Source organism: Burkholderia sp. LA-2-3-30-S1-D2 (assembly GCF_001523915.2).
Taxonomy (GTDB): domain Bacteria; phylum Pseudomonadota; class Gammaproteobacteria; order Burkholderiales; family Burkholderiaceae; genus Burkholderia; species Burkholderia diffusa.
Window position 1 is genome coordinate 907,218 of sequence record NZ_CP013383.1, and the last position, 17,999, is coordinate 925,216.

Annotated in this window: 17 protein-coding genes and 1 pseudogene; 8 read left to right on the forward strand and 10 right to left on the reverse strand. The window is 65.7% G+C overall.

All coding sequences use genetic code 11. From position 1 onward, the window contains the following. The first annotated feature begins 8 nt into the window (after nucleotides 1–8). The 3 genes from WS66_RS04260 (at nucleotide 9) to WS66_RS04270 (ending at nucleotide 6,523) form a co-directional block, all read left to right on the forward strand. Complete coding sequence (locus WS66_RS04260; protein WP_059608504.1) at nucleotides 9–3,182, forward strand: efflux RND transporter permease subunit; 3,174 nt, start codon at nucleotides 9–11, stop codon at nucleotides 3,180–3,182. Continuing rightward, on the forward strand, nucleotides 3,179–4,675 hold the full coding sequence (locus tag WS66_RS04265) for an efflux transporter outer membrane subunit (protein WP_059608492.1): 1,497 nt from the start codon (nucleotides 3,179–3,181) through the stop codon (nucleotides 4,673–4,675). The genes WS66_RS04260 and WS66_RS04265 overlap by 4 nt, the downstream gene beginning before the upstream one ends. A gap of 330 nt (nucleotides 4,676–5,005) precedes the next feature. Next, nucleotides 5,006–6,523, forward strand: coding sequence for a purine-cytosine permease family protein (locus WS66_RS04270; RefSeq protein ID WP_236872919.1), 1,518 nt, complete (start codon nucleotides 5,006–5,008; stop codon nucleotides 6,521–6,523). A 138-nt stretch (nucleotides 6,524–6,661) separates the two neighbouring features. Here WS66_RS04270 and WS66_RS04275 read toward each other — a convergent pair whose 3' ends face one another. The 3 genes from WS66_RS04275 to WS66_RS34305 form a co-directional block, all read right to left on the reverse strand. Then, on the reverse strand, nucleotides 6,662–7,417 hold the full coding sequence (locus tag WS66_RS04275; protein ID WP_059608490.1) for a glucose 1-dehydrogenase: 756 nt from the start codon (nucleotides 7,415–7,417) through the stop codon (nucleotides 6,662–6,664). A gap of 41 nt (nucleotides 7,418–7,458) precedes the next feature. Continuing rightward, nucleotides 7,459–7,581, reverse strand: a complete 123-nt coding sequence (locus tag WS66_RS34645) for a hypothetical protein (RefSeq protein ID WP_257792073.1) — start codon at nucleotides 7,579–7,581, stop codon at nucleotides 7,459–7,461. Nucleotides 7,582–7,699: 118 nt separating this feature from the next. Beyond that, nucleotides 7,700–7,882: a hypothetical protein gene (locus WS66_RS34305; RefSeq protein ID WP_236872920.1), complete on the reverse strand. Its 183-nt coding sequence runs from the start codon at nucleotides 7,880–7,882 to the stop codon at nucleotides 7,700–7,702. A 540-nt stretch (nucleotides 7,883–8,422) separates the two neighbouring features. Here WS66_RS34305 and WS66_RS04285 point away from each other — a divergent pair. Continuing rightward, a complete protein-coding gene (locus WS66_RS04285) occupies nucleotides 8,423–9,034 on the forward strand; it encodes a cysteine hydrolase family protein (protein ID WP_059608489.1) in 612 nt (203 codons plus the stop codon). A gap of 73 nt (nucleotides 9,035–9,107) precedes the next feature. On the opposite strand, the pseudogene WS66_RS34310 reads toward WS66_RS04285, so the two are convergent. Next, nucleotides 9,108–9,290: pseudogene (locus WS66_RS34310) on the reverse strand (hypothetical protein); the annotation flags it as partial. 613 nt (nucleotides 9,291–9,903) lie between these two features. Here WS66_RS34310 and WS66_RS04300 point away from each other — a divergent pair. Continuing rightward, complete coding sequence (locus WS66_RS04300; protein ID WP_059594819.1) at nucleotides 9,904–10,986, forward strand: porin; 1,083 nt, start codon at nucleotides 9,904–9,906, stop codon at nucleotides 10,984–10,986. Between the two features lie 165 nt (nucleotides 10,987–11,151). On the opposite strand, the gene WS66_RS04305 is transcribed toward WS66_RS04300, so the two are convergent. Continuing rightward, the gene (locus tag WS66_RS04305) at nucleotides 11,152–11,550 is read right to left on the reverse strand and encodes a GreA/GreB family elongation factor (protein ID WP_059608488.1); all 399 of its coding nucleotides are present in this window, start codon (nucleotides 11,548–11,550) and stop codon (nucleotides 11,152–11,154) included. Nucleotides 11,551–12,063: 513 nt separating this feature from the next. Between WS66_RS04305 and WS66_RS04310 the strand changes: the two genes are divergently transcribed. Then, the gene (locus tag WS66_RS04310; protein WP_059468447.1) at nucleotides 12,064–12,393 is read left to right on the forward strand and encodes a DUF4148 domain-containing protein; all 330 of its coding nucleotides are present in this window, start codon (nucleotides 12,064–12,066) and stop codon (nucleotides 12,391–12,393) included. Nucleotides 12,394–12,546: 153 nt separating this feature from the next. On the opposite strand, the gene WS66_RS04315 is transcribed toward WS66_RS04310, so the two are convergent. Further along, on the reverse strand, nucleotides 12,547–13,008 hold the full coding sequence (locus WS66_RS04315; RefSeq protein WP_059608487.1) for a CBS domain-containing protein: 462 nt from the start codon (nucleotides 13,006–13,008) through the stop codon (nucleotides 12,547–12,549). A 177-nt stretch (nucleotides 13,009–13,185) separates the two neighbouring features. On the opposite strand from WS66_RS04315, the gene ribA reads away from it, so the two are divergent. Beyond that, complete coding sequence (ribA, locus tag WS66_RS04320) at nucleotides 13,186–13,836, forward strand: GTP cyclohydrolase II (protein ID WP_059468449.1); 651 nt, start codon at nucleotides 13,186–13,188, stop codon at nucleotides 13,834–13,836. Nucleotides 13,837–14,212: 376 nt separating this feature from the next. On the opposite strand, the gene WS66_RS04325 is transcribed toward ribA, so the two are convergent. The 3 genes from WS66_RS04325 to WS66_RS04335 form a co-directional block, all read right to left on the reverse strand. Continuing rightward, the gene (locus WS66_RS04325; protein WP_179955247.1) at nucleotides 14,213–14,971 is read right to left on the reverse strand and encodes a hypothetical protein; all 759 of its coding nucleotides are present in this window, start codon (nucleotides 14,969–14,971) and stop codon (nucleotides 14,213–14,215) included. Between the two features lie 52 nt (nucleotides 14,972–15,023). Continuing rightward, nucleotides 15,024–15,632: an acyl-homoserine-lactone synthase gene (locus WS66_RS04330; RefSeq protein WP_059608485.1), complete on the reverse strand. Its 609-nt coding sequence runs from the start codon at nucleotides 15,630–15,632 to the stop codon at nucleotides 15,024–15,026. Nucleotides 15,633–15,840: 208 nt separating this feature from the next. Beyond that, a complete protein-coding gene (locus WS66_RS04335) occupies nucleotides 15,841–16,284 on the reverse strand; it encodes a DUF4902 domain-containing protein (protein ID WP_059608484.1) in 444 nt (147 codons plus the stop codon). A gap of 73 nt (nucleotides 16,285–16,357) precedes the next feature. Between WS66_RS04335 and WS66_RS04340 the strand changes: the two genes are divergently transcribed. Further along, nucleotides 16,358–17,077, forward strand: coding sequence for an autoinducer binding domain-containing protein (locus tag WS66_RS04340; RefSeq protein ID WP_059526503.1), 720 nt, complete (start codon nucleotides 16,358–16,360; stop codon nucleotides 17,075–17,077). Between the two features lie 49 nt (nucleotides 17,078–17,126). On the opposite strand, the gene WS66_RS04345 is transcribed toward WS66_RS04340, so the two are convergent. Further along, the gene (locus WS66_RS04345; protein WP_059608483.1) at nucleotides 17,127–17,834 is read right to left on the reverse strand and encodes an MgtC/SapB family protein; all 708 of its coding nucleotides are present in this window, start codon (nucleotides 17,832–17,834) and stop codon (nucleotides 17,127–17,129) included. Between the last annotated feature and the right edge of the window lie 165 nt (nucleotides 17,835–17,999).

A 17,999-nucleotide genomic window follows, 5' to 3' on the forward strand; every position in this document is an offset into this window, starting at 1 on the left:
GCCCTGCGATGGATTTTTCCCGATTCTTCATTGACCGGCCGATCTTCGCGGTCGTGCTGTCGATCGTCATCTTTGCGCTCGGCCTGATCTCGATCCCGATGCTGCCGGCCGGCGAATATCCGGAAGTCGTGCCGCCGAGCGTCGTGGTGCGTGCGACGTACCCGGGCGCGAACCCGAAGGAAATCGCCGAATCGGTCGCCGAGCCGCTGGAGGAAGCGATCAACGGCGTCGAAGGGATCATGTACATGAAGTCGGTCGCGGGCTCGGATGGCAGCCTGCAGGTCGTCGTCACCTTCCTGCAGGGCGTCGATCCCGACACGGCCGCCGTGCGCGTGCAGAACCGCGTGAGCCAGGCGCTGTCGCGCCTGCCCGACGAGGTGCGCCAGTACGGCGTGACCACGCAGAAGCAGTCGCCGACGCCGCTGATGTACGTGAGCCTCTATTCGCCAGACAACAGCCGCGATTCGCTGTACCTGCGCAACTACCTGACGTTGAACGTGAAGGACGAGCTGTCGCGCCTGACCGGCATCGGCGATGTCGGCGTGTACGGCTCCGGCGACTACGCGATGCGGCTCTGGCTCGACCCGAACCGGCTGGCATCGCGCGGGCTGACCGCGAGCGACGTGATCGCCGCGGTGCGCGAGCAGAACGTGCAGGTATCGGCTGGCCAACTGGGTGCGGAGCCGACGCCGAAGAAGAACGACTTCCTGCTGTCGATCAATGTGCGCGGCCGGCTGCGCACGGTGCAGGAATTCGGCGACATCGTGCTGCGCAACGGCGACGACGGCCAGGTCGTGAAGCTATCCGACGTCGCGCGCGTCGAGCTCGGCGCGGGCGACTACACGCTGCGATCGTATTTCAACGACCGGCATTCGGCCGTGGTCGGCATCTTCCTGTCGCCGGGCGCGAACGCGCTCGAGGTCGCGAAGGCCGTGTATGCGAAGTTCGATGAGTTGTCGAAGCGTTTCCCGCCGGGCATCGCGTATCGCCCGGTGTGGGATCCGACCGTGTTCGTGCGTGAATCGATCGGCGCGGTGCAGCACACGCTGATCGAGGCCGTCGTGCTGGTCGTGCTCGTCGTGGTTCTGTTCCTGCAGACGTGGCGCGCGTCGATCATCCCGCTCGTCGCGGTGCCGGTATCGGTGGTCGGCACGTTCGCGTGGCTCTATCTGCTCGGCTATTCGATCAACACGCTGACGCTGTTCGGGCTCGTGCTCGCGATCGGGATCGTCGTCGACGATGCGATCGTGGTGGTCGAGAACGTCGAGCGCAACATCGCACAGGGGCTGAGCCCGCGCGACGCCGCGCATCAGGCGATGCGCGAGGTGTCGGGGCCGATCGTCGCGATCGCGCTCGTGCTGTGCGCGGTGGTCGTGCCGATGGCGTTCATGTCGGGCGTGACCGGCCAGTTCTACAGGCAGTTCGCGGTGACGATCGCGATCTCGACGGTGATCTCCGCGATCAATTCGCTGACGCTGTCGCCCGCACTCGCCGCGAAGCTGCTGCGCCCGCACGGCACGCCGAAGGATGCGCTCGCGCGTGGGCTCGACCGCGCATTCGGCTGGCTGTTCCATCCGTTCAACCGCTTCTTCGAGCGCAGCTCCGACCGCTATCACGGCGTCGTCGGTCGCGCGCTGAAGCGGCGCGGCGTGGTGTTCGCCGTCTATGCGGTTCTGCTCGCGGCGACCGCGCTGCTGTTCAACGCGGTGCCGGGCGGTTTCATCCCCGTGCAGGACAAGCTGTACCTGTTCGCGGGCGCGAAGTTGCCGGAAGGCGCATCGCTCGCGCGCACCAGCGAGGTGACCGAGCAGATGACGAAGGTCGCGCTCGGCACCGACGGTGTCGAGATAGTGCCGGCGTTCGCCGGGCTGAACGCGTTGCAGGGCGTGAACACGCCGAACATCACGAACTCGTACGTGATCCTGAAGCCGTTCGACCAGCGCCACCGCAGCGCCGCGGAAATCAACGCGGACCTGAACGCGCGCTTTTCGGCCATCGGTGGCGGCATTACCTATGCGCTGATGCCGCCGCCGATCCAGGGCCTCGGCAACGGCTCGGGCTATTCGCTGTACCTGGAGGATCGCGGCGGGCTGGGCTACGGCGCCTTGCAGAATGCGCTCACCGCGTTCCAGGCCGCAGTCGCGAAGACGCCGGGGATGAGCTACCCGGTCAGCTCGTACCAGGCGAACATCCCGCAACTCGAGATGAAGGTCGACCGGTTGAAGGCGAAGGCGCAGGGCGTCTCGCTGACCGACCTGTTCAGCACGCTGCAGGTCTATCTCGGCTCGATGTACGTGAACGACTTCAACCTGTTTGGCCGCGTGTACCGCGTGATGGCGCAAGCGGATGCCGGTCACCGGCAGACGGCCGCCGACATCGCGAATCTGCGCACCCGCAACGCGAAGGGCGAGATGGTGCCGATCGGCTCGATGGTGACGGTCGTGCCCGCGTACGGGCCGGATCCGGTCGTCCGCTACAACGGCTATCCGGCTGCGGACCTGATCGGCGACGCGGACCCGAAGGCGATGTCGTCGTCGCAGGCGATCGCGAAGCTGCAGCAGATCGCGAAGGACGTGCTGCCGCCGGGCATCACGCTCGAATGGACCGACCTCAGCTATCAGCAGGTCACGCAGAGCAACGCGGCGATCGTCGTGTTCCCGCTCGCGGTGATGCTCGTGTTCCTGGTGCTCGCGTCGCTGTACGAGAGCTGGACGCTGCCGCTCGCGGTGATCCTGATCGTGCCGGTATGCATGTGCGCGGCGCTGTTCGGCGTATGGCTTTCCGGCGGCGACAACAACGTGTTCGTGCAGGTCGGTCTCGTCGTGCTGATGGGCCTCGCGTGCAAGAACGCGATCCTGATCGTCGAGTTCGCCCGCGAGCTTGAAATCCAGGGCAAGGGCGTGATCGAAGCCGCGCTCGAGGCGTGCAGGCTGCGGTTGCGGCCGATCGTGATGACGTCGGTCGCGTTCATCGCGGGCGCGGTGCCGCTGTTGATCGGCAGCGGCGCGGGCAGCGAGGTGCGAGCGGCCACTGGCGTCACCGTGTTCGCGGGGATGCTCGGCGTCACGTTGTTCGGGCTGTTCCTCACGCCCGTGTTCTATGTGGCGATCCGCAAGCTCGCGGGCGGCACGCCGGCCGTGTGGAGCGAACAGCACGGCACCCTCGAAGGAGAAAGCCGATGAGCGCCGCTTTCCGTCTTTCCGCGCTCGTGATGTCGTTGACGCTCGCCGCGTGCGCGGTCGGCCCCGATTTCAAACGGCCAGACACGGCGGCTGCCGCGCGCTTCGCACGCGACGCGCATCCGGCCACGCAGGACGCGACGTCGCCCGACGCGTCGGCTGCTGCCGATGCCACGTTCTGGGGCGGTTTCGGCGATCCGGCGCTGACGCAGCTGATCGACTCGGCGCTCGCGGCGAACCACGACCTGCAGGTCGCCGTCTCGCGCTACGACGCGTCGAACGCGTTGCTGTCGCATGCCACGTTCGACCGCTATCCGACGATTACCGCGAGCGGCCAGATCGGCCACCAACTAATGAGCAAGGACCAGGCGTTCGGCGCACCGCGCAGCCAGCGCGATACGCCGATATCCAATGTCGGGATCAACGCGGCGTGGGAACTGGACCTGTTCGGACGCGTGCGCAGGTCGATCGAGTCGCAGCGCGCGGAAACGGCCGCGAGCGCGGCCGACGTACGCGCGGTGCGTGTCGTGATCGCGGGCGAGGTCGCGAGCACGTACGTGGATCTGCGCGGCTCGCAGGAGCGGTTGCGGATCGCACGCGAGAACGCCGACAACCAGAAGCAGACGCTCGCGCTGATCAATGCGCGCGTCGGCGCGGGGCGCGGTTCCGAGCTCGATGCGGCGCGTGCGCGCGCACAGTACGAATCGACGATGTCGCGGATCGCCGTGTATGAATCGGCGATCGGCGTCGACGAGCACCGGCTCGCGGTGCTGACCGGACAGACGCCGGATGCGCTGATCGGCCGGTTCGACATCCCGAACGACGACGCATCGAAAGGCACGCCGGTGCCGCTGCCGGCGCTTGCCGCCGACATCGATCCCGGCACGCCGGGCGACCTGCTGCGCAGGCGCCCCGATGTCGCGGCTGCCGAGGCACGGCTGCACGCGGCGACCGCGCGGGTCGGCGTCGCGACGGCCGACCTGTTTCCGCGCTTTACGCTGTCGGGGCTGCTCGGCAGCGCGACGAGCAGCTACGGGTTCTTCCGTGCGGGCAGCGACACGAACTTGATCGCGCTCGGTGTCGACTGGTCGTTCCTCGACGTCGGCCGCGTGCGCGCGCGGATCGCGGCGAGCGACGCGGAGGCGGCCGGCCAGCTCGCGCAGTACCGGCAGACCGTGCTCGGCGCACTGGAGGAAACCGAGAACGCGCTGCTGCGCGTTGCCCGCACGCGGGACGAAACCGCGCACCTCGTGCGGGCGGCGGACGATAGCGCACGCGCGGCGCAGCTTGCGCAGGCGCGCTTCTCGGCGGGCGCGATCGACTATTACGAAGTGCTCGACGCGCAGCGGACGCTGCTGCAGGCGCAGGACGCGGCGGCCGACGGGCGGATGCGCAGCGCGGCGTCGACGGTCGTGCTGTACAAAGCGCTCGCGGGAGGCTGGCCGGCGGGAACGGCGCAGGCCGCACCGGGGCCGGTCGCGCGATCGGTGCAGTAGCACGCCGGGCCGCGAGGCAGGCTGGCGCGGGTCGTCCGCCCGCCGTTCAACAGGGGGCGGAGCGCTGACCCGGTGTCCGCTGACGGCAGCCCCGCGCCTCGCCGTCGCACCTGCCTTGCATCGCCGGCACCGCAATCGCCCGCACCGCATGCGCGGCGCGGCAAACGGACGATTTCCCGCCGCGAAACATTGTTCTCCTTCGTCGTAAACGTCTCGAATGCGTGATATTTGCGCCGCCCGATCCGGTTTAGAGTGGCCGCAAATTGATGACGATGTGTCGTATGACCGAAGTCGCTGGCCGTACCGATGCACGAGAGGAGTTGGAGACAAATGGCTGAAGGCAGGATTACGCAAGTTGAATCGTTCGGTTTCGAGCGGATTCCCGACGCATCGCGCTATGCGCGGCCGATCGATCTGTTCCGGTTGCTGTTCGGTGGCTGCAATACGTTTTCCACATCGGTGCTCGGCAGCTTCCCCGTGCTGGTCGGGCTGTCGTTCAAGGCGGGCGTCGCCGCGATCGTGCTCGGCGTGCTCGCCGGCACCTGCATCCTCGCGCCGATGAGCATGTTCGGTCCGCGCAACGGTACGAGCGACCCCGTGTCGTCCGGCGCGCATTTCGGCATCCACGGCCGGATCGTCGGTTCGTTCCTCGCGCTGCTCACGTCGATTGCGTTCTTCTCGCTCGCGGTGTGGAGCTCGGGCGACGCGCTCGTCGGCGGCGCGCACAACATGGTCGGCGTGCCCGTCAACGGCTTCACGCTCGGCGCCGCGTACATGGTGTTCGCGGTGCTCGTGCTGATCGTCTGCATCTACGGCTTTCGCTTCATGCTGTGGGTCAACAAGATCGCCGTGTGGGCGGCGAGCCTGTTGTTCGTCGCCGGCCTGTTCGCGTTCGCGGGGATGTTCGACATGAACTACGCGGGCAAGCTGAGCCAGGGTAGTGCAGGTTTCTGGGCCGCGTTCGTCGGCGCGGTGCTGGTCGCGTTGAGCAACCCTGTGTCGTTCGCGTCGACGCTCGGCGACTGGGCGCGCTACATCCCGCAACAGACGCCGAAGCGGCGCGTGATGGGCGCCGTGTTCGCTGCGCAGATCGCGACCTCCGTGCCGTTCTTCTTCGGCCTGGCGACCGCGACGATCATCGCGTCGAAGGCGCCCGCGTTCATCGCATCGAACGACTACGTCGGTGGGCTGCTCGCCGTGTCGCCGCGCTGGTTCCTGCTGCCGATGTGCCTGATCGCGATCATTGGCGGGATGTCGACCGGCACGACCGCGCTGTACGGCACGGGCCTCGACGTGTCGAGCATGTTTCCGCGCTTCCTGAATCGTGTGCGTGCGACGCTGCTGATCGGCACGATCGCGATCGCATTCATTTTCGTCGGCCGTTTCTGGTTCAACCTCGTCGAAAGCGTCGCGACGTTCTCGACGCTGATCGACACGTTCAGCTGCCCGTGGATGGCGATCATGGTGATCGGCTACGTAACGCGTCGCGGCTTCTATCTCGCCGACGACCTGCAGGTGTTCAACCGCGGGCTGCGCGGCGGCCACTACTGGTTCACGCACGGGTGGAACCTGCGCGCGATGGGCGCGTGGCTGCCGGCGGCGTTCATCGGGCTGTCGTTCGTGAACCTGCCGGGCCAGTTCGTCGGGCCGCTCGGCAACCTGGCTGGCGAGTTCGATCTAAGCGTGCCGGTGTCGCTGCTGGTCGGCGGATTGCTGTATTTCGTGTTGCTGACGCTGCATCCGGAAGCGGAAGGTGTATACGGCCCGAACGGACGCTTCCTCGTGCGCGGCCGCAGGCAGGCGGCGCGTGGTGTCGGCGCGCCGGCGATCCAGCCGAAGGGGTATTGAGCGCCGCATCGCTTGCTGCTTCGTTTCGGTAGCCATCGTGCCGCCGCGCGGGAAAGCCGCCGGCGGCATGATCGTTTTCGGATCCGTGATTGCCGGTGCGGATGAGCGGCCTGACCTGTCCGTCGACCCCGCAGCGGATCAGTGGAACGTGCTGCCTGCGAGCATCCCGCCGTCGACGATGAATTCCGCGCCCGTGCAATACGCGGATTCGTCGGACGCGAGAAACAGCACGAGACTCGCCACTTCGTCGGGTTTGCCGATGCGCGCGATCGGCAGCCCGCTGTAGATCGACGATGGGTCGAAATCGGCGTATTCCGGCGGGCGTGCCATCACCGTGTCGATGCCGCCCGGATGGACCGAGTTCACGCGGATTCCATAGCGGCCGAACTCGAGCGCGGCGGCCTTCGTCATCCCGCGCACCGCGAACTTGCTCGCCACATACGCGCTGCCGCCGGCCACACCTTCCATCCCGGCCGTCGACGACACGTTGACGATCGAGCCGCCGCCCGCGTCCTTCAGCGCGGCCAGTGCCGATTTCATGCCGAGCCAGCAGCCGACCTGGTTCACGTCGATCACCTTGCGATAGTCGTCGAGCGAACAGGACTCGATCGGCACGAGCTTCAGGATCGCCGCGTTGTTCACGAGGATGTCCAGCCGGCCGAAGTGCGCGAGCGTCGCATGAACGGCGGTGTGCCAGTCGTCTTCGTTCGTCACGTCGAGATGCTGGTAGCGCGCGGCGTTGCCGAGTTCGGCCGCGACGCGTTGTCCGGTGTCGTCCAGAACGTCGGCGATCACCACGCGTGCGCCTTCGGCGACGAATCGGCGTGCCTCCGCCTCGCCCTGGCCGCGGGCACCGCCCGTGATCAGCGCCACCTTGCCTTCGAGTCGTTTCATCGTGCTTTCTCCTGTGAGTGAAAGGGGACGCGCGAACCCGCTCATGCGGCGGCCGACGCGTCGATGATGCGGACCGGATCGGCGACATCCCGTGCGCGTGCTTCGGCGATGCCGCGCGCGTTCGCGTCGCGCATGCTGGCGCGTTCGATCACTTCGACGCACACGCCGGGATCGTCGGCGTCGTCGAGGAGGGAGACGCGTGTCCGGGTTGCGTGCTTCGAACACGACGCGCAGATCAAGCGCCGTGAGCTGCGCAACCGCGGCATCGAGATCGTCGACCGCTCATGCGACGTGATGCAGGCCCGCGAGCGGTTGCCCGTGCATGTCGCGGTGCGGCGACGGTGCGTCGTTCGTCACGTGGATCAGTTCGATCTGCAGGTTGCGGGGATACGAGAGACCGACATCGATCGTGACCGTCACCGCTTCACCGAGGTAGCAGCCGTCGAGACGCACGTCGCGGGACACAGACGACGGGACCGCATCGTGGCGGGCGCCAGCGCGCGATGCTGCGGTCGAGATCGGCAACCACATAGCCGATCTGGTCGACGGGGCCGAGGACGGGGGCGTTCATGGTGTCTCCGTGGCGGGGGCGCGAGCGTGCGCGGCGCCGTTCGATGCGACATGCGACGAATGACGGCCATGATGACAACAAACCTGGCGCTTCGTGCCATCCAAACGGACGAGCCGCGGGGGCACGGCGCGGTGGGGGAGAAGCGAGTGGGCGCCTCCGCGCGTTATCGCGCGTTCGGGCCCTCGACCGTCACGTATCCGTTGTTTTCGTGGCGGGCAGCCGCGCTGTCGTGGACGGTTGCGCGCAGGTTGGCCCGATCCTGTCGGACGTTGTCCCGCGGTCCGCTGTCGCGCAGGGTCGCACGGCCCGACACTGGCGCCTCGCGGTCACGGCAGCCGGTTCACGACTGCAACCTGCCTTGATCGCGTGCGGCGGCGCGGCTGTGCCGGGCCGCCGTTCCGTTCGGTGTGCCAACCTTGAGTAGAGAGCGACCCATGCAACATCCGACCATCCGTACCCTGGCCGGCGCGAGCGCGCCGAGGTCGATCGACGCCGCCCGCACCGCGCTGCTGGTGATCGATTTCCAGAACGAGTATTTCAGCGGCCGCCTGCCGATTCCGGAAGGACCGCGCGCGCTGGGCAATGCGCGACGCGTGATCGCGTTCGCCGATCGCGCAGGCATCCCGGTATTCCACATCCAGCACGTCGGTGCTGCCGGCGGCCCGCTCTTCGCCGACGGCAGCGACGGCTTCCGCTTTCATGCGGACCTGCTGCCGGCGCCGCATCACGCGGTGGTGAAGAAGACGTCGGTGAGCGTGTTCCCGACGACGGACCTGGACGCGCGCCTGAAGGCGGCCGGCATCGACACGCTGATCGTCACCGGGCTGATGACGCATGCGTGCGTCGCCGGCGCGGCCCGCGATGCCGTCCCGCTCGGCTACGCGGTGATCGTCGTCGACGACGCGTGCGCGACGCGCGACCTCGATGTCGCGGACGGCGGCACGGTGCCGCACCGCGATCTCCATCGCGCCACGCTGGCCGCGCTGTCGGACACGTTCGGCGACGTGTTGACGACCGGACAGGTGCTCGCGCTCGACGTCGCCTGATGCGCGTGCGGCCGGGCTCGAGCCGTGTGCGGCGGCGCGCAGGCGGACGACGGCCCTGACGCGGTCAGGCGGCGCGAGACGGCCTGGCAGCGAAGCCCGGGCGATCGACATGAGGCGGCCTGCCGGGGGCCGGAGGCGGGCCGGGAGGCCTATGCATGGGCGGTGCGGGTTGGGCCGAGGCGGGGCGCAGCCAACCGGCGGTGGCGGCGACGGCGGCGTTCAGTCCGATGGCGCGCAACAGCGAACGCCGATTCATGGCGAGTCCTCTATCTAATATGTAATCGGGGCGCCTTACGTTGGCCTGCTGGTCCTGCGGCCGGGTTACGCGGGGTCATCAAGGCTGTTACCGCATGTCACGACGGCTTGCGGGCAGCCGGGGCGCCGGCCGCCGGTCCCACGCTTCAGACGCTGACGGCCCAATAGGGTCGGCCACGGCCACACGGGCATGTGTTTACAGTTCGGTCGCAGCGTTTTAGGCGAGCAAGCCCAATATTTGAGACTGATCTGGGTAAAAATTACCGTTTTTGCGTGGTTCCATCGATTCCGTTTGTTGTTTCTATGCAACCGTCAAGACGATGACACGAAAGAATGGTGGGATGAGGGCCTCCAAAAAGCATCCGTCAATCAGTCAAAAAAATACGTTAAAACAAATACTTATATCGCTCCCCCACTTTCATTATTTCTAGTTCCGGAAAAGCTTATTTCTTTATTTGCGGATCGCGCCCCTAGGGTACACCCCTAAACTCACGGTTCCCAAACGGGCAACTATCCGGGCGCGGCCAGAAGGACCGATGGCGTTCCCGGGCGGTTGCAGACCGTTTATGAACAAGGTCGCGAGACCTGCCTCTTTTTAGAAGGGAGCTCCACGAATGAACAAGACTCTGATCGTTGCAGCAGCTGCAGCATCGTTCGCTACCGTCGCTCACGCGCAAAGCAGCGTCACGCTGTACGGCGTGCTGGACGCAGGCATCACCTACCAAAGCAACGTCGCCGGCAAGTCGCTGTGGTCGATGGGCTCGGGTATCGACCAGAGCCGTTTCGGCCTGCGTGGTTCGGAAGACCTCGGTGGCGGCCTGAAGGCAATCTTCACGTTGGAAAGCGGCTTCGGCATCGGTAACGGCAAGCTGGGCAACAACGGCGGCATGTTCAACCGTCAAGCATTCGTTGGCCTGTCGAGCCAGTACGGCACGGTCACGCTGGGCAAGCAGTACGACGCAACGCAAGACTACCTGGCGCCGCTGACGGCAACGGGCACGTGGGGCGGCACGTACTTCGCACACCCGGGCAACAACGACCGCCTGAGCACGAACGGCGACGTCGCACTGAACAACTCGGTCAAGTTCACGAGCGCTAACTACGCTGGCCTGCAGTTCGGCGGCACGTACTCGTTCTCGAACAACCAGAACTTCGGCAACAACCGTGCTTACAGCGGCGGTCTGTCGTACCAGTTCCAAGGCCTGAAGCTGGGTGCAGCGTACTCGCAAGCCAACCTCGGTGACGGTACCAACGCCAACGGCGCGACGAACATTGCTTCGCAAGGCCGTATCCGTACGTACGGTGCTGGTGCTGGCTACGCATTCGGCCCGGCACAAGTCGGTGCTGCATGGACGCAATCGCGTATCGATAACGTCCCGGGCCTGACCGGCGCGTTCCGCACGGACAACTACGAAGTCAACGCAAAGTACAACCTGACGCCGGCTCTCGGCCTGGGCGCAGCTTACACGTACACGAACACGAAGGTCGACGGTGGCAGCTCGCACTGGAACCAGTTCGGCGTGCAAGCTGACTACTCGCTGTCGAAGCGCACGGACGTGTACGCACAAGCTGTGTACCAGCGTGGTGCGAAGGGCAACGCGATCGGCACGTCGATCTACAACGGCGACAACACGACGCCGGCAAGCTCGTCGATCAACCAAACCGCAGCAACGGTTGGTCTGCGTCACCGCTTCTAAGCGTGACGGCTGGGTAACCAGCTTCGCAGCATCGAAAAAGGCGCCTTCGGGCGCCTTTTTTTCGCCTGTGAAATGCGATGACGACAATCTGGATCGTCGGGATGTAAAAAGCGAGGCACAGGCCTCGCTTTTTACATTCCGTGCAGGTTGCGGCTGACTGACGGATCAGCGCGTGTATTCGCCGTTGGCTTCCGGCTGGAACACGATCGCCGCGACCTTCATCAGCTTTTCGACGCCACTCGGCTGCAACACCTTCACCAACTGACCGCGTTGCGTGCCCAGCAGCGCCATGCCGACCGGCGAGAACACATTCAGGCGTCCGAGTTCGAGATTGGCGGCATCCGGATAAACAATCGTCCAGGTGGCCTGTTCCTGGGACGCTTCGTCGAGCAGCGTGATCTGCGAGTTCATCGTGACGACGTTCGCCTTGATGGCGTCGGGCTGTACGATATCCGCGCGCTCGAGCAGCGTGTCGAGCATCGTCTGGAAGCGCGGGTTGTGTTCGGCGTGCTTCTCGAGACGGGCGACGTCGAGTTCGGTCAACTGGTAAAGGCGTTGTTTCATGGCAGTTCTCCAAATGATCGGCAAGGGGCAGGCATGGCGTGCCTATGGGGATCGCCCGGAGCCTGTCTGACCTGGCTCCGGGAGGAGGCCGTGCTGTCAGATCAGGCGCCGGGCAGGGGCGAGCGGTGCCTGGGCCGTGCGTCGAAGGCAGGGGTGCGCCGGATGGCCGGCGCGCGCACGCACGCCGGCCGGGCCGGACAGCGAAACCGAGTGAGGCGTGGGCGCGTGCATGGTGAATAGGGTATCGGCGGGCGAATAAAACCTTACGATTCTACAACACAACCTTCCGGATCGGTGATTAGGCTGTCGGCCTTTCGTCAGGCATTGTTGTGGAAATGATTTAAGTAATGACGATCTCGCGCGGTGACACCGGTCGATTTTTTCCGAAAATGCAACGCTGTATGTTCAAACCAAGGGTTTCCCCTTGGTATTGCGAGCACTACACTTGATCCATCGCTTCAGACAGTCCCGCCGGAAGCGACGCCAAAAGAGAACATATTTCGGAGGTCCACCATGAAGTCGATCATCTACGCAGCGATCGCTGCATCCGTCCTTGCCGCCCCGATCGCATCGTTCGCGCAGTCCGAGCAGGGCTTGACCCGCGACCAGGTCCGGGCCGAACTCGTGCAACTCGAACAGAACGGCTACAAGCCGCTCGCGAGCGATGCGCAATATCCGCAGAACATCCAGGCCGCTGAACAACGCATCCAGCCGAACCAGCCGATGCTCGCCCAAGCCGACACGAGCGGCTATGGTGCGGTGGCGACGGGCGCAGGCCAGTCGGGCCGCCGCATGACGCGTGAAGCCCCGAATCCCGTGAACTCCGTCTACTTCGGCAACTGAACATCCCCGGGTCTGCCCGAGCACAGCATGTGACCGACGGGACGCGCGCTACTCGCGCGCGTCTGCGTCAGCAGAGCAGAACCTCCGTCGCCGCATTCCGGCGGCTTTTCCGCCCAGACGCTCGCGCGTTTGGGCCTTTTTTGCTGGGATGGGTCAGACGGACGTGACCGCGGGGGTGCCGTGGATATAGTGTTCGAGCTGGCTGATCGTGAATTGCTGATCGGCAATCACACTCTTCACGAGGTCGCCGATCGAGATCAGGCCGATGAGCTTGCCGTCCTGGAGGACGGGCAGGTGGCGCATCCGGTGTTCGGTCATCAGCGCCATGCACTCGTCGGTGGATTGCGAAGGTTCGACGTAGCGCACCTTGGCCGTCATGATTTCCTCGACGCGGGTGGCCTTCGACGAACGGTCCTGCAGCACGATCTTGCGCGCGTAGTCGCGCTCGGTGACGATGCCTGCGATGTCGTCGCCCTCCATGACCAGCAATGCGCCGATTCCCTTTTCCGCCATCAGCTTGACGGCGTCATAGACGAAATCGGCTTTCGTGACGGTGTAGATCGTGCGGCCGGAATCCGGCTTGGCTTTGAGAATTTGCGCGACAGTCGTGCTCATTTGCTTTCTCCGTGTGCGGGACGATGCAGGGAAGGCAGGGCGTGATGCGCGGCACCCGATGGGCCCAGTATAGCCGGGCCTGCTACGGCAGTCGCGTGACGTTTCCAGATTAGCGGTAAACTCCGGGCACGCACTATCCACACAACTCCTACATTCCTGATCGTTTCGATTGAATTCATGATGTCTTCGCGTCCCCAATCGCCCACGCAGGGCAATGGCCAGGCCGACGAGTGCGTGACACTCGTCGCCACCGCGTCGCTGCCCACGCGCTACGGTACGTTCACGTCGTACGCATTCCGCGTATCGGGCAGCGATGCCGAACATCTCGCGCTCGTGATGGGTGACGTCACCGGCGAGCAGTCCGTGCTGACGCGGCTGCATTCCGAATGCCTGACCGGCGACGTGTTCGGCTCCTACCGCTGCGATTGCGGCGAGCAACTCGATCTCGCGCTGCGTTACATCGCGGCGGAAGACCGCGGCGTGCTGCTGTATCTGCGTGGTCACGAAGGGCGCGGCATCGGCCTGAGCAACAAGATCCGTGCATACGCGTTGCAGGAGCAGGGGCGCGACACCGTCGAGGCGAATCTCGATCTCGGCTTGCCCGACGACGCGCGCGAATACGACTCGGCCGCAGCGATCCTCCGGATCCTCGGTGTGACGTCGGTGCGACTGATGAGCAACAACCCGAAGAAGTTCGACACGCTCGTGAAGCACGGCATTCCCGTCTGCGAACGCGTGGCGCTTGCGGTACCCGTACGCGAGGAAAACGAGCGTTACATCCGGACCAAGCAGGCGAAGTTCGGGCATTACTTCGAAGAAAACGAGTAACGAAAACAAGGGGCTCGTCGGAGCCCCTTGTCTCATCTGGATTTCGATGCCACACCGCGAGCAAGCTGCCGGCGCGCCAACCATCCGGTAGCCGTCTGCTTCCTCGAGCGTCTGTACGGATGTATCCCAATACTGCTGTCCGGGGCCGGCCAGGTGTGCGGACCATGGGCGGATAGCGGAAATGATGTGTCCCCGATAAATTATCGCAGGCAAGAAAAAGCCCGCTACTGGAGCGGGCTGAATCCATGTTTGGAGACATGGAGGAGACGGATGTAACTTTAAGGGAAAACCCGGGGGGCTGGCAAGCCCTAGTTGTAATTGTGCAACGCAACGTCGGTGAGTTTTCCTGGCTGTGTCCGCGAAGCCGCTGCCGCGCTCACATTCCGGCCGCCCATGCATGCGCCGCAAACGCGCCGAACCGCTCCTGCGCAACCGGCACCGCGTACTTGTCGCGCATTTCCATCTCGATCCACGCGCAGGCCTCGCGCGCGCAGTCGGTCAGTGCGTGCCGCGTCGCGTGTCCGTCGATGTCGTAGACGAAGCGCACGCCCACCTCGTCGTCGGTGATTTGCCGCTGCAACTGCTTGAGCTGCAATTGCGGCCCGTGCCGTTGCGACAGCGCGCGCAGCTCGTCGAAGTGATATTCGAGCCAGTCGGCGAAGAACAGCGCATCGCTGCGGCAGCGCAGACGGAACGCCGCACTGCGCGACGGACGCCGTGTGGCGCCGGCGGCCTGCGGCTCGCCGTTCGGCGCCATGGCTGCGTCGACGGGCGCAAGCGGCTGCCCGATCTGCCGGTACGGTTCGCGGTCGCGCAGCGCGTGCCACAGTAGTTCGTCGCCGGTGGCCCCGGACGGCTGCATCGTCAGGTCGTGCTGGCCGTCGCCGATAGCGGCGACGTCGCGGATCACGAGGCGCAGCGAGCAGAGCGGCTCGTCCGCAACCAGTAGCGTCGCCGCGCGCGGCAACCCGCACACGAGCGGTGCCGCGCCGGCCGCCCGGAACACGAGCCCGTTGCGATCGAGCCGGACGAGCGGCAGCGGCCGCGGAAACGACGGGTAGGTGACTGTGATGCGGGCGCCGCCGGTACCCGTCAACCCGGGCATCATCGCGCGAAAGACCTGAGACTGGTCCACGGTGGTTCTCCTTCGTTACGGTTCCGCCCGGCCGGACTACGCGCGTTCCGGCTCAGGCGGCGATGGCCTGCCGGGCAGCCCGTCCCGGCTCAATTCCAAGTGCGGCAAACGTTTGCGGATCGATGTCGATCCAGCACGCGACAACCAGACGACCGTCCACCGGTTTCGGGGGGCCTGCCCGGTGCGCGTGCACGCCGATCCGGCGGAACAGCCTCTCCATGCTCGCGAACGTCACGCCGATCAACTGCCGCGCGCCCAGTTGCGCCGCGCATTCGACGACCGCGGCGAGCATCGGGCGGACGGCCCACTCGGCATTGCCCGGAGCGCCTTCGTCGCCGGTTGCCGCGAACCGCGACAGCTCCCAGACGGCTGCCGATTCCGGCAGCGCGACGTCGTCGGCGATCAGGTCGGCGAACAGCGACTTCAGCAGATACGGGCGCGTGGTGGGCAACAGGCGCGCACATCCGCACACGTCGCCGTCGGCGTTTCTCGCGAACACGTAGACGGTATCGTCGCGATCGAACTGGTCGCGCTCGAAACTTTCGTTCGCCGACGGGAGCGCCCAACCGAGCTGTTCGACGAACACGCGGCGCCGATAGCGCCCGAGATCCGCTGCAAGTTCGTGTGGCAACCGCCCTTCCTCGTGAACGAAGGTCCGCATGGTGTCCTCGGATCTGTACTTTGGTATGCACGCATTACAGCGCGCGTCCCGAGGGGGCGGTAACTAGTAACTCTTACAGGGTGAGGGTGGCCGATACCATTTGACCGATGGTATCGGTTTCCTGATCGGCGGGATTGAAATGCGGGCGGCTTTTGCTTATAAAGAGCGCCAGTCGTACGGAAATGTCAGAGGAAAGCGCGGCCGGTTGTCACTGGAGCGTGGGACCGGCATGATAGGCGTCGTTGCGACCGAGCAGCGACGATGCAACCGCGGCCGGCCAGTCGACGTGTGCGAGCCGCGCGGCGAGCACGACGGCGGTGCGGAACATGCCGAGATCGGCGCCGGTGGCGTCGACGGCCATGATGTTGCTGCGCACGTCGCCGCCCGCGATCACGAACGTGCCCGTCGCGCGCTCGAGATACCAGTCCCAGCCGACCGTCAGGTATGCGACGCCGGCACTGGCCGGGCGATGCCATTCGGTGTAGCCGGCCAGGCGCGCGTCGATGGCGCTGTCGCGTAGTTCCGCGAGCAGCGATGCATCGAGGCCGCTTGCGACGTGGTCGAGCACGAGCGCGGCCAGTGCGCTTTCGGACAGGCGCACGTAGCCGTCCGGAGACGGGCCGCGGACCGGATGCAACAAAGGTGAAGTCATGCGCGGAATGTATCAGCCCCGAACCGGCGCTGGCACCTGACAGGTATGACAGCGTAACGTTGTCGGAGAATGAATGGAACTGCGCTGGCAGGATGCCTACCAACAATTCAGCGCCGCGGAAGACGAGCAGCAGCTCTTCCAGCGGATCGCCGCTTATTCTAAACGCCTCGGCTTCGAATATTGCTGTTACGGCATTCGCGTGCCGCTGCCGGTGTCGAAGCCGGCCGTCGCGATCTTCAATACTTATCCGGACGGCTGGATGGCGCACTATCAGGCCCAGAACTACATCGAGATCGACTCGACGGTTCGCGACGGCGCGCTCAGTACCAACATGATCGTCTGGCCGGACGTCGACCGGATCGATCCGTGCCCGTTGTGGCAGGACGCGCGCGACTACGGACTGTCGGTGGGCGTCGCGCAGTCGAGCTGGGCGGCGCGCGGCGCGTTCGGGCTGTTGAGCATCGCGCGTCACGCGGACCGGCTCACGCCGGCCGAGATCAACATGCTGACGCTGCAGACCAACTGGCTCGCGAACCTGTCGCATTCGCTGATGAGCCGCTTCATGGTGCCGAAGCTGTCGCCCGAGTCGAGCGTCACGCTGACCGCGCGCGAGCGCGAGGTGCTGTGCTGGACGGCCGAAGGCAAGACCGCATGCGAGATCGGCCAGATCCTCTGCATCTCGGAGCGCACGGTCAACTTCCACGTGAACAACATCCTCGAGAAGCTCGGCGCGACCAACAAGGTCCAGGCGGTCGTCAAAGCGATCGCGGCCGGACTCATCGATACACCCTGATCCGGCGCTGGCGGCGGGGCGATCGTGCCGCGCCGGCCGCCGCCGCCGCTCACTCCATCATCGGCTCCGCTTCCTTCGCGGTCCAGCTCACGCTGGAAATGCTCTTCTCCATGCTCATTCGGCTCGCGATCTGCTCGAGCTTCTGCTGATCCTTCGGGTGCAGCTTCAGCGTCGCCGTCACTTTCAGGCGGTCCGGCTGGTCGGGCACGTCTTCGCTCGTCAGGCTCTGGAACGACAGCGGCTTCGCGTACATCGAATTCGACAGCAGCGTGCGGATGTGCACTTCGTCGGCGTCCAGGCAGATCACCGTGATCTGGTATTCGCGCACGAGGTCGGCGTTCGACACGGGGGTTGCGTTGATCGCCTGGCTGACGCCGCGCAGCACCGTGTTGGTGAGCAGCACGACGCCCGTGCCGGCCAGTGCCGGCACGAAGTGCCCGGAGCCGGCCAGTACGCCGACGGCGGCCGAGCACCACAGCGTCGCGGCCGTGTTGATGCCCTGGATCGAGCCCTTGTCGCGCATGATCACGCCGCCGCCGAGAAAGCCGACGCCCGACACGACGTACGCGGCGATCTGCGTGACGCCGGCCACGCCGTTGCCGGTCAGCACGCCGAGCGTGACGAACAGGCAGGCGCCGCTCGCGACGAGCGTGATCGTGCGCAGGCCGGCCGTGCGTTGCCGCATCTGGCGTTCGAGGCCGATCGCGACGCCGCAGGCGAACGCAGTGAAAAGACGGAGTGCGAAATCGAAAGTCATGTTTGTTCTGCCGTGCCAAGTGCGCATGCCGGCCCGCGTCGCGGCGGCGCGAGGCCGAACGCGGCACGATGGCCGTCATCGCGCGGTACTGTACCGCGCGAATGCGTCATTCAGTGTGAAACGGATGGCATGCGGGCTCGCGGAACGCGAGCCGCGGCAGGAGAA